Annotated in this window: 12 protein-coding genes; 1 reads left to right on the forward strand and 11 read right to left on the reverse strand. The window is 47.9% G+C overall.

What is annotated here, in order from left to right; translation table 11 throughout:
* Positions 1-27 precede the first annotated feature (27 nt).
* Positions 28-1,725 carry a DAK2 domain-containing protein gene (locus ACP4IT_RS00860; RefSeq protein WP_015473646.1) on the reverse strand — a complete coding sequence of 566 codons (1,698 nt, stop codon included), beginning with the start codon at positions 1,723-1,725 and terminating at the stop codon, positions 28-30.
* Positions 1,726-1,757: 32 nt separating this feature from the next.
* Positions 1,758-2,120 carry an Asp23/Gls24 family envelope stress response protein gene (locus ACP4IT_RS00865; RefSeq protein WP_011667681.1) on the reverse strand — a complete coding sequence of 121 codons (363 nt, stop codon included), beginning with the start codon at positions 2,118-2,120 and terminating at the stop codon, positions 1,758-1,760.
* A 234-nt stretch (positions 2,121-2,354) separates the two neighbouring features.
* Here ACP4IT_RS00865 and rpmB point away from each other — a divergent pair, with 234 nt between their 5' ends.
* On the forward strand, positions 2,355-2,540 hold the full coding sequence (gene rpmB / locus ACP4IT_RS00870; protein ID WP_011667682.1) for a 50S ribosomal protein L28: 186 nt from the start codon (positions 2,355-2,357) through the stop codon (positions 2,538-2,540).
* Between the two features lie 125 nt (positions 2,541-2,665).
* Here the strand turns inward: rpmB and ACP4IT_RS00875 are convergent, their stop codons facing one another.
* The 9 genes from ACP4IT_RS00875 to coaBC form a co-directional block, all read right to left on the reverse strand.
* Entirely contained in the window at positions 2,666-3,340 is a 675-nt protein-coding gene (locus ACP4IT_RS00875) for a thiamine diphosphokinase (RefSeq protein ID WP_011667683.1), read from the reverse strand.
* The gene (gene rpe, locus ACP4IT_RS00880; RefSeq protein WP_021741231.1) at positions 3,340-3,993 is read right to left on the reverse strand and encodes a ribulose-phosphate 3-epimerase; all 654 of its coding nucleotides are present in this window, start codon (positions 3,991-3,993) and stop codon (positions 3,340-3,342) included. Before rpe ends, ACP4IT_RS00875 begins: the two co-directional genes overlap by 1 nt.
* A gap of 12 nt (positions 3,994-4,005) precedes the next feature.
* Positions 4,006-4,902 (reverse strand): ribosome small subunit-dependent GTPase A, encoded by an 897-nt coding sequence (gene rsgA, locus ACP4IT_RS00885; protein ID WP_024855053.1) that lies wholly within the window; start codon positions 4,900-4,902, stop codon positions 4,006-4,008.
* Between the two features lie 117 nt (positions 4,903-5,019).
* The gene (pknB, locus tag ACP4IT_RS00890; protein WP_047020959.1) at positions 5,020-7,029 is read right to left on the reverse strand and encodes a Stk1 family PASTA domain-containing Ser/Thr kinase; all 2,010 of its coding nucleotides are present in this window, start codon (positions 7,027-7,029) and stop codon (positions 5,020-5,022) included.
* Positions 7,029-7,775 carry a Stp1/IreP family PP2C-type Ser/Thr phosphatase gene (locus tag ACP4IT_RS00895; RefSeq protein WP_011667687.1) on the reverse strand — a complete coding sequence of 249 codons (747 nt, stop codon included), beginning with the start codon at positions 7,773-7,775 and terminating at the stop codon, positions 7,029-7,031. Before ACP4IT_RS00895 ends, pknB begins: the two co-directional genes overlap by 1 nt.
* An 11-nt stretch (positions 7,776-7,786) precedes the next feature.
* A complete protein-coding gene (gene rsmB / locus ACP4IT_RS00900; protein ID WP_011667688.1) occupies positions 7,787-9,130 on the reverse strand; it encodes a 16S rRNA (cytosine(967)-C(5))-methyltransferase RsmB in 1,344 nt (447 codons plus the stop codon).
* Complete coding sequence (fmt, locus tag ACP4IT_RS00905) at positions 9,130-10,074, reverse strand: methionyl-tRNA formyltransferase (RefSeq protein WP_011667689.1); 945 nt, start codon at positions 10,072-10,074, stop codon at positions 9,130-9,132. The genes rsmB and fmt overlap by 1 nt, the downstream gene beginning before the upstream one ends.
* Positions 10,075-10,096: 22 nt before the next feature.
* Positions 10,097-12,514, reverse strand: a complete 2,418-nt coding sequence (gene priA / locus ACP4IT_RS00910) for a primosomal protein N' (protein ID WP_172757593.1) — start codon at positions 12,512-12,514, stop codon at positions 10,097-10,099.
* Positions 12,515-12,525: 11 nt separating this feature from the next.
* Positions 12,526-13,737, reverse strand: a complete 1,212-nt coding sequence (coaBC, locus tag ACP4IT_RS00915) for a bifunctional phosphopantothenoylcysteine decarboxylase/phosphopantothenate--cysteine ligase CoaBC (RefSeq protein WP_011667691.1) — start codon at positions 13,735-13,737, stop codon at positions 12,526-12,528.
* Between the last annotated feature and the right edge of the window lie 27 nt (positions 13,738-13,764).

Here is a 13,764-nt window from a genome sequence, read left to right on the forward strand (position 1 = left end):
GCCCAATCTTTCTTCGTTAAGTGACCGTTATTCTACCGAAATCAAGAATGGGTAAACCGGTTGGTTCCCTTCATGAACTTCCGTTTCTAGGTCATCATCTAATGCTTCAACCGCTTGTTGAAGTTGTTCTGCAACATCAGCCGTCGTATCCGCGCCATAAATAATTGTAATAATTTCACTATCATCATCCAACATGGCCTTAACCGTTGCAACAGCTGTCTGCAAGAGGTCTGCATCAGTTACTTTGATGGTGCCATCCACGATTCCCATGAAGTTGCCTTCCTTGATGTCAAAACCATCTAGTTGGGTATCACGAATCGCGTGCGTCACTTGACCACTCTTAACAGCACTCAAGTTTTCTTCCATTGACGCTTGATTATCTTCTAATTCAGCGTCCGGATTGTAGCCCAACATGGCCGTCATCCCTTGAGAAACAGTCTTAGAATGAACAATGACGCTTGGAATATCCGCAACCTTAGCAGCCTGTTCAGCAGCTAAGAAAATATTCTTGTTGTTAGGTAGCACAATCGCCCGCTTCGCTTGGCTTTGATTAATGGCATCCACGATATCTTGTGTGCTTGGATTCATCGTTTGTCCACCGTTAACCACATGCGTCACGCCTAGGCTCTTAAAGAGCGTCGCTAAACCATCACCGGCAGCAATCGCAATGATCGCCGTATCCGCTGGTGCTTCGTCAGCAGTCGCCGTGGCCACACCAGCATCCGCAGCAGCTTCTTCATCATGTTCCATGATGGTTTCTTGTTGCATCCGCATGTTGTCCACTTTAACTTTTGCGAGATCACCAAATTCCTGGCCCCAAGCAATCACTTTTCCAGGGTGTTCCGTATGCACGTGGACTTTAACAATTTCATCATCGTTGACCACTAACAGAGAATCCCCTAAATCAGCAAGGTATTTGTAAAATTCATCATAATCAAAGTCATGATCGACTTGCTTACCGCGACCAATACGCACCATGATTTCTGTACAATATCCATACTTGATACTGTTAGGATCAAGCTTTCCTTGCACACTTTGGTGGTGGGCTGCGTCGATCATTTCGTCCATTTCAGCATCATCTGGCTTGTATTCGCCATCTTCGGCAACCCGACCATTCAATGAGTCATTAAAGGCCTCTAAGACAAAGGTCAATCCTTGACCACCAGAATCGACAACGCCAACTTGTTTCAAAACCGGTAACAGGTCGGGTGTGGTGGCTAGTGCTGCCTTGGCGGCTTCATAAATAGCGTCCATGACAGCTAAGACATCATCAGATGATTTAGCTGTGTTTAATCCCGCCTGAGCCCCCTCACGAACTACCGTTAAGATAGTTCCTTCAGTGGGCTTCATAACGGCTTTATACGCCGTTTCTGCCCCGGCTGCAAAGCCATCGGCCAAATCCTGGGCCGTCAACGTTTGCTTATCCGCCAGCTTTTTGGAAAATCCCCGAAAAATCTGCGACAAAATCACTCCAGAATTTCCCCGGGCCCCCATCAATAGACCTTTGGCTAAAGCAGTCGCTAGAACACCAACGGCGGTACCATCGGCATCACGTTCATACTTAGCACCACTAGCTAAGGACAAGCTCATATTCGTCCCCGTATCCCCATCAGGCACTGGGAACACATTCAATGAGTTGATAAAATCAGCGTTTTGGTTTAGTTTTTGCGAGGCGGCCTGAACCATCTTACCAAACTCAAGATTAGTAATTTCTGTTACTTTCAACTAAGTATCCTCCTTGATTTCAGTACGTCTGGCTAATCAGCCAACACCCGCACCCCTTGAACAATGACATTAACTGAGTTTGCAGTAACTCCCAGCATCGTTTCTAGGTTGTATTTGACTTTAGATTGCACGTTACGTGACACTTCAGAAATCTTCGTGCCATAGCTAACAATGACATAAACATCGATTGCCACACCATTTTCTTCTTGGCGAACAACTACGCCACGGGCATAATTCTCCCGTCGCAAAATATCATTGACGTTATCTCGGATTTGATTCTTACTTGCCATGCCCACGACACCATAATTATCAGTCGCGGCACCCCCAACTACGGTCGCAATCACATCATTGGTGATATCAATTGTTCCGTACTGAGTCTTAATCTTTACGGCCATGGAAATAGCCTCCTTATCTGGATATAGAATCTTAACAGAAATTAATCTTACCACAACCCACGCAAAAATAGAAATAGGAACTCCGAAATGCACGCCCTAGCGGTAAATAAGTGTCAAGTAAATTTCCTTGAAAGAAACCATTGCGTTCAGCAAAAGAGTATGGTAAATTAGTCAGGTGAGTAAAAAGCACTGCTTTTTTAAAAAGTAACGAAACCACAAAGGAGGGTTTACGCCATGGCAAAGGATTTTCTCAACGGCAAGCGGACGCACTTCGGTAACAAGCGTTCTCACGCTTTGAATTCAAGTCGTCGCGCTTGGAAGCCGAACTTACAAAAGGTTCGCATCTTAGTGGACGGTAAGCCAAAGAAGGTTTGGATTTCCGCTCGGACTTTGAAATCAGGTAAAGTAACCCGCGTCTAGTTAACGGACCCGGATATAAAAAAACACGAACCCAGCATGCTGGTTCGTGTTTTTTTGTGTTCTGCTGTAATCATTTGGAATTTTTGATGCAAAAAAGCCCGGGAAGTTTATCCCAGGCTCTTAATTTATTCATGACGCGCTTCATACGTGTCACGACTCTGGATCACACCGAGTAGTCCTGTATCGAATTGAAAGGTTCCCGTCTCCCCAACAAATTCATTGCTGGCAAAGGAAATCGGATACGGAATTGGCTCATTGTGCAATTGATACTTTTCATCTAGCAAACTTAAATGGTCAATTGGCGTTAATGGAACAAAGGCCAAATACTTTTTGTCTGCCTCTTTTTGAATCGTATGGCGCCCAGGCAAATAAAAGCTGACTGTATTTTGACGGTCAATCAACCGAATCTGCCCCGCATAACGCTTAAACCGCGGTTCCAGCACCAAAAAAAGATTGGCTAAAAAGTGGTCTAACCGGCCGCCTGTTGCTCCGTAAATGTCTACCCGCTCGGCTCCGTAGTCATTAAACGCCACAGACACCGCCATTTGCGTATCCGTAAAGTCCTTTTCAACTTGCGCCTGACGAATATCCTTTACATTGCGACGAACACGCTGCAACTCGGGCGCTGCCAACGAGTCAAAATCACCAATTGCTGCGACGGGCTGAATGTTAAGATCGATCAAACGTAACGTTCCCCGATCAACCCCAATCCAAGATCCATCAGTTTCTGTGGCAAAGTCTTCCGGCCAGTTGACCTTCGGACCACCAACTAATAAATTAAATGTCCCGCCGCGTGGCATTATTTCGTCGCGTCCTTTAAGGCGTTGATCCGTGACACTGGATCATCAGCATTGAAGACGTATGAGCCAGCAACGGCTACTGTTGCCCCAGCATTAGCACAATCAACAACCGTTTGGTCATTCACACCACCATCAACTTCGATATCAAAGTCGTAGCCCTTTGCCTTCTTGATAGCATCCAATTCAGCAATCTTAGCCACCGTGCTGTGGAGAAACTTTTGACCACCAAAGCCAGGGTTAACCGTCATCACTAAGACCTGGCCGACCATATCAAGAACTGGTTCGATTGCAGAAACAGGTGTCCCGGGGTTAATCACAACTTCTGGTGTCACACCCGCATTTTGAATCATCTGTAAGGCCCGGTGAATATGTGGTGTCGCTTCAACATGCACCCCAATAATATCAGCGCCAGCCTTGGCAAAGTCTTCAACGTACCGTTCTGGATTCTGAACCATCATGTGAACATCTAAGACCATCTTGGTAATGGGCCGAATGGCTTTAACCCAGCCTGGACCATAAGACAAGGCGGGCACAAAGTTACCGTCCATAATGTCAATGTGTAAAACTTCAGCTCCGGCCTTATCGACCATTTCAATGTCTGGTTGAAGGTTCACATAATCTGCACTTAAAATTGAAGGCGCTACTTTAATCATAAATTCTCTTCCTCATTTCTTCTTGTTATAAATTGGTTTTTGGTTCTTTAACAATGTCAGTAACTGGAGGTAGTTGTCATATCGACTTTGCATAAACTCACCCGCAGCTAGCCGATCTTTAACGGCACATCCCGGCTCGTTCACGTGCACACAGCCACGAAAACGGCATTCACTCGCAACATTTAGGAACTCTGGGAAATATTGTCCCAATTCCCGATAGTCAATGGTGAGCGTATCATACGAAGAAAATCCCGGTGTATCAGCTACTAAACCATTTGCTACCGGCATCAAACTGACTTTTCTCGTCGTATGACGACCCCGATTCAAGGCCGTCGAGATTTCACCAGTTGCTAACGTTAATTCTGGTGACAAATGATTCAATAACGTTGATTTTCCGGCACCCGTTTGACCCATAATAACGGTTTCTTTACCCGCTAATGTGTCGCGCAGCTGATCCAAACCAGTTGATGCAAAGGGTTCTCGCGTCAAACACACGGGATAACCAATTTTTCGGTAACCGACAGCCAATGTTTCAAACGTCTGATAACGATCATCATCGATAAGATCAGTTTTCGTGAAGTAAATGACTGGAGCAATGTGACTCACCTCTAACGCAATCAATTGCCGATCCAGTAGATTAGTTGAAAATCCTGGCGCCGCGACCGCTGTCACGACCACTCCTTGATCAATGTTAGCTACCGGTGGTCGGGTTAACGCGTTATCCCGTGGTAAGATCTCTAAAATGTAGCCCTCTTTGGGTGATGAACTATCAAATTTGACGCGGTCACCTACTAACGGCGTAATCTTCCGTTTACGAAAGTTCCCCCGGGCGCGGGTTCGATACATTTTACCTTCACTATAAATGTCATAAAACCCACTGAGTGATTGTCGAATCTGTCCTTCTGCCATGTAGCACCTCCCTTACAAGATTAGTTGAGCCAATCTAGCCCATTTGCTCGTCACCATTAAAAAAACTCAGTTCCCCTTTATTATAAAAGAACTGAGTCAGAATTGCAGGTGTTTTCCTTAATTTTTCGTCACATGACTATCAGATGCAATCACGTGGCCGTCACGAACCACTTTATAAGCTCCTGCTTTCCCTGACACGACCGTAAACGGTAACGTCACTGTTGTATCAGCGGTAATCGTCATTTGCTTATAAACGGTGTTTAGCGAATGATCCTGATCCTTTAAATAAATCTGAATCAGGTTGGACGCCGATGAGCTTGACGTGCTGTCATTAGCGCTATCACTACTACTGTCCGAGTCCCCCTCATCAAAAGGAATTTTTAGGGTGACGTTGAACTGATCCGTACTAGAACTGCTATCGGTCTGTTCACCACGTGACATGGTTAAGGTGACCTCATCACCTTCTTGAACGACGGCACCTTCACCCGGTGACTGGCGAATGACATGGCCCTTGGTCACATCACTGGAATACGTGTATTGAAAGGCCAAATTCAAGTTGTGCGCCGTTGCATAGTTTTGCGCTTGAACCTTAGTTTTATCCGTTAAATCAGCCAATGTGACCGTTGCCGATCCCGTTGAAACCATTAGCGTTATCGAGGTCCGCGAGGGTACCACCTGTTTACCAGCAGTCACGCTCTGCTGCATGATCTTTCCTGCTGGCACACTTGTTGAGTGCACAGACTCGCGATGAACGGTGAAGCCCAACGCTTCTAGTTTAGCTGCGGTACTGGCATACGAATCGCCTTGATAATTTGCTAGCTTATAGCGCTTAGGTCCCGTACTGATCCACAGATCCACGATAGTCTGCCGTTTCAACTGCGTCCCAAATCGCGGTTCGGTTTTCACGGCCCGGTTTACTTTGACCTTAGCGCTTGCAGTCTTATGAACCGTTCCGACAGTCAAGTAAGCATCCCGCAAACGGCTCTTGGCTACCGCTTCCGTTTTTCCAGTGATGTTTGGCACATTGGTCATTTGCGGACGGAAAAGTCCCACACCAATCAAGACACCTAACAAAACCAATAACACCACTAGCCCAGCTAGTAAAAATTTTCGCCGGCGCGGGTGCCGCGTCTTCTTTCGCCCCTTGGGGGTTACCTTATGTTCAGTTGCCGGCGCGGCCGGAGCCGATTGGGTTGTCGCTGCTTGCTCAGTATCTGGCGCAACCGAGCTTAATGCATTGGCTGGCAAAACCTTGGTCTCCCCATCCTCTTCAACCGCTGGTGTAAATCGTACTTCACCCGCACGTTTAGGCGATAGTGCTGTCCGCAAGTCATCCGCCATACTTAAGCTATCCGTATATCGATCGCTAGGACGCTTGGCAGTCGCTTTGAGCACCACATTCTCCAATGCTTGAGGAATCCGCGGATCAAGATCACGAACTGACGGGATCTCTGACTGGAAATGTTTCAAGACAATGGACACGGCGGTCTCGCCTTCAAATGGCACCGTTCCGGTCAAAAGTTCATATAGAATAATCCCCAGCGAATAGATGTCAGATTGCTTCGTCACCATTCCGCCACGAGCTTGTTCTGGAGATAAATAGTGCACTGAGCCTAAAACCGTATTGGTCTGTGTCAGGTTATGCTCCGACAAGGCCACTGCAATTCCAAAATCGGTAATTTTAGCGACTTGATTCCGGTCAATCAAAATATTTTGCGGTTTCAGATCCCGATGAATAATATTATGCTCGTGAGCCGTTTTCACCGCACTTAGAATCTGCTCCATAATTTGAATGACTTCTTGATACGGAATTGGAAAGTGTTGCTTGATATATGCCTTGAGGTCAGTTCCCTCAACATATTCCATCACCAAATACTGCATCCCATTTTCTTCGCCCACATCGTAGACTTGTACAATATTGGGACTAACCAATTCGGTTGCCGCGAGTGCTTCACGCTGAAAACGCCGGATTGTGCCCGGATCATCCCGTAAGTCTAACCGCAACAATTTGACAGAAACATCCCGATTCAAAATAAGGTCGCGTGCTAAATAGACATTTGCCATGCCCCCCTCGCCCAGTGCTCGGACAATTCGGTAACGGTCATTTAATGTGTACCCCGTCCGCATTAGTCCACCACCTCCTGAGAGCTGTTGGCAATGATTAAGACGGTGATGTTATCTAACCCGCCGGCTGCATTGGCTAATTCAACTAAGCGATCGCATTTTTCTGCCACCGACAGTGAACTCGTCAAGACTGCTTTAATCTGTTGGTCTTCTACCATGTTCGTCAGACCATCTGTACATAAAACCAATTGATCGCCTAAGACCAAGGGGTAGGTTTTAAGATCAAACCGCGCATCATCGGAGATCCCCAAAGACCGAATAATCACATTTTTTTGTGGATGGTGGCGTGCCGCCTGTCGGCTAATTTCACCGCGTTTTACCAGCTCATTGACCAACGAGTGGTCTTCTGTTAATTGACGCAGTTGGTCATCGCGGAGAAGATAGGCCCGTGAATCACCGATACTGGCAATCACCACTTCCTCAGCAAAATAAAGTGCCGCAACCAGTGTCGTTCCCATCCCATTGAGGTCAGCAAATTGATTAGATTTATCAATAATCGACTGATTTTCTGCCGTGATCTCTTTTGAAATCCACGTTCGAGCCGCTTCCGGGGTCGCCAAATCAGTTTGGACAAACTCATGGCCCAAGTGAGAAACCGCCATCGCACTAGCGACGTCGCCCCCTTGGCGCCCACCAATGCCATCGGCAACAATTGCCAGATGTTGTCCCGCCTGATTGGTAAAAACATCCACATAATCCTCGTTATCTGCCCGTTGCTGACCAATAGACGTTCGATACGCCACTTCCATTGTTGCCACTCCTATTTTTGCCGCCGAAAGGCACTGACAAAGAACCCGTCCGAATCAAAGTCATCTGGGTAAATCTTTAGCGTGTCAGTCGACCGATCGCTCTTAATATTCTGGGCAGTCGTCACCCGCATAGGCGAAAACTCTGGATGGGTGGCTAGAAATTGGGCCACAACCTCATCGTTTTCAGTGTCCAGGATCGTACACGTGCTATAAACCAAAATACCATTGGGTTTTAACTTCTTGCTGACCGCGTTCAAAATATCCAATTGAACCCGTTGTAACTGCTGAATATCCTGGGGCGTTTTTTCATACCGGATTTCTGGTTTACGCCGGATCAATCCCAATCCAGAACAGGGCGCATCAACCAGAATACGATCAAATTGCTTCTTTGGAAATTGGTCATCAATCTTACGGGCATCCAAAGCGACGGCATCCACGCGATCAGTCACATGTAACCGTTCGGCGTTGGCCTCAATCAGCTTAACTTTCTTTTCATGCAGATCCAGGGCTGTCACCTTACCCCCGGAATGCGCATCCAGTTGTGCCGCAATTTGGGTGGTCTTACCACCTGGTGCCGCACACGCATCTAGGACCTGATCACCCGGGCGTAACTGTAAAGCCTCCACAGGCAACATAGCACTTTCATCTTGAATCGTAATGGCCCCATCAGCGAACAATGCACTCTGGTTAGCCGCTTTGTCGTCCAAACGAAAGGCATTGGCCGCTACCTGACTAGGCGTGACCTGATACCCTTCTGCTGCTAATGCAGCTTGTACCGCTTCAGCCGTGGTCACAGCCACGTTGGCGCGAATGGATTGGGCGGCAGGTTGATTGATTGTTGCTAAAATTTGCATCGTTTTGTCTTCGCCAACCTGTTCTTGAAGGGCTGTGATTAGCCAGGTTGGTACTGAATACTGCAAGCTCAGCCGTTCAATTGGGTCTTTAATTTGTGCCAAGTCTGGTAATCCCTGTCGATCAATGGCATGCAATACCCCGGTGACAAACCGACGGATACCTTCGTGTCCGCGATCCTTAGCTAATTGAATGGCTTCGTTAAAGATGGCGCGCTTGGGCACACGATCTAAATACAGTTCCTGATAGAGGGCCACCATTAGCGTCATCTTGACCCATGGCAAAACCTTTTGCTGAGGCTTAATAAATTTTGATAAATAGTATTCTAACGTTAATTGATGCTGGATCGTGCCATACACCAAATTCGTCACGAACCGTCGATCAACATCACTTAATCGGTGGCTTTCCAAGGTTTGTTCGAGTTGCAAGTTAGAGTAAGCCCCACCGGCAACTCGCGTTAAAGCTTCTACTGCTAACGCTCTGGGCGTTTGATTTTTAGTCATTATTCTGCCACCTGTTCGCCGACGGTCAATGCGTCGGTTGTCCCATTCAAATAATCCGTAATACTGAGCTTAGGCTTTCCCGCTGGTTGGAGTTCATCTAAGCTTAAAACACCCTGTTCGCCAGTTGCAATTGCCAAATGATGCTTATCACGACTAACGACTGCGCCGGGCTGTAAGTCTGTTTTTTGGTCCAAAACGGTCACGTGCCAAAGTTTGGTCCGCACACCATTTAGATAAATATGTGCTGTTGGAAATGGACGTAAAGCCCGCACTTTACAGTCAATCATCCGCGCACTCAGGTTAATATCAACCCGCTCTTCTTCTGGTTTGATAGTCGGTGAAAAGCTCACTTGTGACTCGTCTTGTGGGACGGGGGTCAATTCACCAGCCAGTAGCTTAGGTAACGTTTCTAACAGTAAGTCACGGCCTAAATCACTAAGCTTGGCAAACATCGTCCCCACATCATCTTGATCCGTAATTGGGATGGCCCGTTGTGCCAGCACCGCCCCGGCATCCATTTTCTTTTCCATAAACATAATGGAAACCCCGGTCTCAGAATCGCCATTCATAATAGCATAATGCACCGGCGCACCACCGCGATACTTGGGTAACAAAGAGGCATGTACGTTCACTGCCGCCACCTTAGCTGCTTTTAGCAATTTAGTCGGTAAGAATTGTCCAAAAGCGGCCGTCACGATTAAATCGGGAGCCAGCTCAATTGCCCGCGCCATTTCGGAACTACCGGAAATTTTTTCTGGTTGTAACACCTCAATGTCATGAGCGACGGCCACCTGTTTAACAGGAGAAGCCGTTAAAACGTGTTTTCTCCCAACACGACGATCGGGTTGGGTTACAACCGCTAACACATCATAACCGTTATCAATTAAGCTACTTAAAATGGGCGCCGAAAACTGAGGCGTTCCCATAAAAATTACTGAAGTCATCGTTCCACCATACTTTCTATCTTTACATAAAATTCATTGGTTCTGGATCAATTGTGACCGATAAGCCGTGACGGGCCGGAATCTGGGCCGCCTGACGAATCTGTTCCAAAACCGATTTTAATTGTGGTTCGTGTTTATACTTGATTACTACTTGATAATAATACTTCCGTTTAACTCGCGCAATTGCCTTAGGTGTTGGCCCTAGAACAATCGCGTTGGCACTGAGCCCCTTTTTAACCGCCGCCACAATTTGATACATCGCTTTAGCCGCCGTCGCTTCATCTTCATGACTAGCCGTGACCTGTACCGCAAAGTAATACGGCGGATAATTGCCCTGATGGCGCATATGCATTTCCGTGACAAAAAAGCGCTCGTAATCCTGGTCCTTGGCTAATTCAATGGCGTAATGATCCGGATTAAACGTCTGAATGTAGACCTCTCCCGGTTTATCAGCCCGACCAGCCCGGCCACTAACTTGCGTCAATAGCTGAAAGGTGCGTTCACTCGCCCGGAAGTCTGGTAACCCCAATGCCGTATCGGCATTCAAAACACCAACGAGCGTAACATCTGGGAAGTCAAGCCCCTTGGCGATCATCTGCGTCCCCAGCAAAATATCGGCCTCATGCTGGCCAAACTGCCGGAGAATCTTCTCATGAGCCCCTTTGCGACGCGTAGAATCAACATCCATTCGTAAAATCCGGGCAGTTGGTACTAACTGCTGTAAGGCCTGTTCCACTTTCTGTGTCCCAGTCCCATAATAACGAATCTTTCGACTGTGACAATTGGGACAGACGTGAGGAATCGCCTCTTCATGCCCACAGTAATGACACTTCATCGTGTGCGTATCCATGTGTAGCGTGAGTGAAATATCACAGTTAGGACATTTCAACACAAAGCCACAATCTCGACACATTACAAACGACGAGTAACCACGTCGATTTAGCATCAAGACCACTTGCTCATGCCGGTCTAATCGGGCTTGAATTGCCGTGAGTAGCGGTTCCGAAAAATCACTTTCTCCTTGTTGCTTTAGTGCCTCTCGCATGTCCACAACGTGCACCGTCGGTAAGGGATGATCATTGACCCGCTTAGCTAGCAATAGGCGCGTATACAACCCCTTAGAAGCCCGCGCTCGCGTTTCTAAAGAAGGGGTCGCACTTCCCAGTACAACCGGGCAATGATGATAACGTCCCCGCCATAAAGCCACGTCGCGGGCATGGTAACGTGGATTTTCATCTTGCTTATAACTACTCTCATGTTCCTCGTCCATAATGATAATACCCAAGTTCTTAACGGGCGCAAATACCGCCGATCGGGCACCAACAACAACCGTGGCTTCGCCGCGGTCAATCCGGCGCCATTCATCATACTGTTCGCCCTTTGATAGTCCGCTATGCAAGACCGCCACTCGATGACCAAATCGGGCCTTAACCCGATTAACCATCTGCGGGGTTAACGCAATCTCAGGCACCAGCATGAGTGCCGTTCGGCCTTGATCTAAGGCTACCGCAATGCTTTGCAAATAAACTTCAGTTTTACCGCTGCCAGTGACACCTTCCACTAAAAAGTTTTGCGACTGTTGTTCATCAATTGCCTGCGTAATCGCCGTCACTGCAGTCTGTTGTGCCGTATTTAACGTTAATGGTGCCGTTGGGGTTACTGGCCGTTGAAATGGATCGCGGTACACCTCGATCGGTTGTTTGACCAACCAGCCCTTTGCTTCTGCTGCCGTAATCACGGCAGCACTCACGCCCGTATCATGACTCACACGACTTTGCGCGACTGGCGTCGTTGGCGACAAGGTTTGCAGGTAGGCCAACAGTTTAGCTTGCTTAGGGGCGCGTTTAACTACCGCATCCTGATGGGCTTTCAGTTCATCAATTGACTGGGCCGGTAAGATGCCAGTCACCGTCTTAGCGGTTGCCTTGCTAGTCACTTGATACGTAACCTCAACCTTCTCAGCACGCTGCAACCGCAATAATCCAGCCATCGTCTTATCATCTAATTTACTCGTATCAAATTCGCGAGGAGCACCATCCGGAAAATATTGCGCCATCTCGGCCGGACTGAGTTCAGTTGTCGGCTTAATCTCGCGCGCCGTTTGGGCCTTGAGTAGATTCGGAAGCATCGTTTGAATACACGTGATTCGAAAGGCATACGTCTGGTCCGCCAACCAGTCCGCTAGTTGGCGCAATTCCTCATTTAAAACCGGAGCTAGGTCTAAGACCGATGCAATCGGTTTTAACTGCCCATCAAAGTTCGTCCCATCACTAAGACCAACCACAACCCCCGAAACAACCCGGTGTCCGCGACCAAATGGCACGGTCACGCGCATCCCTAATTGGACTTGTTGTTCCAATTCTGCCGGAATGGCATACGAATAAGGGTCGTTGGTTTGCATGGTGGGCACATCAACTAATACTTGACCAATTTGAGCCACGCGTTGTCACCTCACTTTGCTGCTAAAATAGTTGCGACCCGTGACACTAAGGCTTGGGCAATCACTCGTTTGCTGGTCTTAGGTGTTTGGTCCGTTACGCCGTCTGGCATGATGAAGGTCACCTGATTATCGTCACTGTTAAACCCAATATCTTGGCGAGAGACATCATTGGCAGCCAAAAGATCTAATTGCTTATCAGCTAGTTTCTTTTGACCATTAGCTAAAACCGCTTGGGTCTCAGCGGCAAACCCCACGGTCACTTGATGTGGTTGTTTAATCGCCGCCACTTGCTTTAAAATATCAGGCGTCTTTTTTAACGTTAAAACCATCTCATCATTATCGGCTGTCTTCTTAATCTTCTGATCGGCTACCGTGACTGGCTGAAAATCAGCCACGGCAGCTGCCATGACTAATACATCCGCATTAGGAAAACGATCCAGTACAGCCGTCGCTAGTTCCGTTGTGCTTTGAATGTTTACGATGTCAACACCACTGGGAGCCGACAGTCCCGTTGGCGCTGTAATTAATGTGACTTTTGCGCCCGCCTGCTGGGCGGCAGCAGCCACGGCATAGCCCATCTTACCAGAAGAGTCATTCGTTAAGAACCGAACTGGATCTAATCGCTCGCGCGTCCCACCAGCAGTCACGATCACCCGCTTGCCAGCCAAGGTCTGGGGAGTAAATAGCGGTAGATCCGCTAGTTGCCGCACAATCTCAGCCGGTGCTAAAAATCGCCCTTGCCCAGAGTAGCCTTCCGCTAACACACCGGTTGCTGGCGTTAACACGTGAGCCCCATCTGTCATTAATTGCTGCCGATTCCGTTGTGTAGCTGGTGCTTGCCACATATGGGTGTTCATTGCCGGAACCACCACTTTCGGTGCTGCTGTAGCCAGCCACGTTGCACTCGCAGCATCATTCGCCAATCCATTCGCCAATTGAGCCATCAAATTGGCCGAAGCAGGTGCCGCAATCAGTAAATCTGTCCAATCGGCCCACTCAATATGCCGAATCTGACCATCCGCTTGCCACCAATTATCATCCGTCAACACGGTAGTTTTCGTCAGTGCCGCAAATGTTGCTGCCGTGACAAACTGAGCCGCTCCAGTCGTCAAAATCACGCGCACCTGGGCACCAGCTCGTTGCAACTCTCGGGCCAGCGTTGCCGCCTTATAACTTGCCACACTCCCACTTACAATTAGTGTTATATGCTTACCTTCAAACATCGCGTTCCCTCCTACTACTCTGCTGAC

It is taken from the genome of Levilactobacillus sp. LN180102 (genome assembly GCF_050106635.1).
GTDB lineage: Bacteria > Bacillota > Bacilli > Lactobacillales > Lactobacillaceae > Levilactobacillus > Levilactobacillus brevis.

What these genes read in the sequence shown, in the direction of transcription:
- rpmB (WP_011667682.1), top strand. Translation starts at nt 2,355, where the DNA reads ATGGCAAAGGATTTTCTCAACGGCAAGCGGACGCACTTCGGTAACAAG.
- coaBC (WP_011667691.1), bottom strand. Translation starts at nt 13,737, where the DNA reads ATGTTTGAAGGTAAGCATATAACACTAATTGTAAGTGGGAGTGTGGCA.
- rsgA (WP_024855053.1), bottom strand. Translation starts at nt 4,902, where the DNA reads ATGGCAGAAGGACAGATTCGACAATCACTCAGTGGGTTTTATGACATT.
- pknB (WP_047020959.1), bottom strand. Translation starts at nt 7,029, where the DNA reads ATGCGGACGGGGTACACATTAAATGACCGTTACCGAATTGTCCGAGCA.
- ACP4IT_RS00865 (WP_011667681.1), bottom strand. Translation starts at nt 2,120, where the DNA reads ATGGCCGTAAAGATTAAGACTCAGTACGGAACAATTGATATCACCAAT.
- fmt (WP_011667689.1), bottom strand. Translation starts at nt 10,074, where the DNA reads ATGACTTCAGTAATTTTTATGGGAACGCCTCAGTTTTCGGCGCCCATT.
- rsmB (WP_011667688.1), bottom strand. Translation starts at nt 9,130, where the DNA reads ATGACTAAAAATCAAACGCCCAGAGCGTTAGCAGTAGAAGCTTTAACG.
- ACP4IT_RS00895 (WP_011667687.1), bottom strand. Translation starts at nt 7,775, where the DNA reads ATGGAAGTGGCGTATCGAACGTCTATTGGTCAGCAACGGGCAGATAAC.
- rpe (WP_021741231.1), bottom strand. Translation starts at nt 3,993, where the DNA reads ATGATTAAAGTAGCGCCTTCAATTTTAAGTGCAGATTATGTGAACCTT.
- ACP4IT_RS00875 (WP_011667683.1), bottom strand. Translation starts at nt 3,340, where the DNA reads ATGCCACGCGGCGGGACATTTAATTTATTAGTTGGTGGTCCGAAGGTC.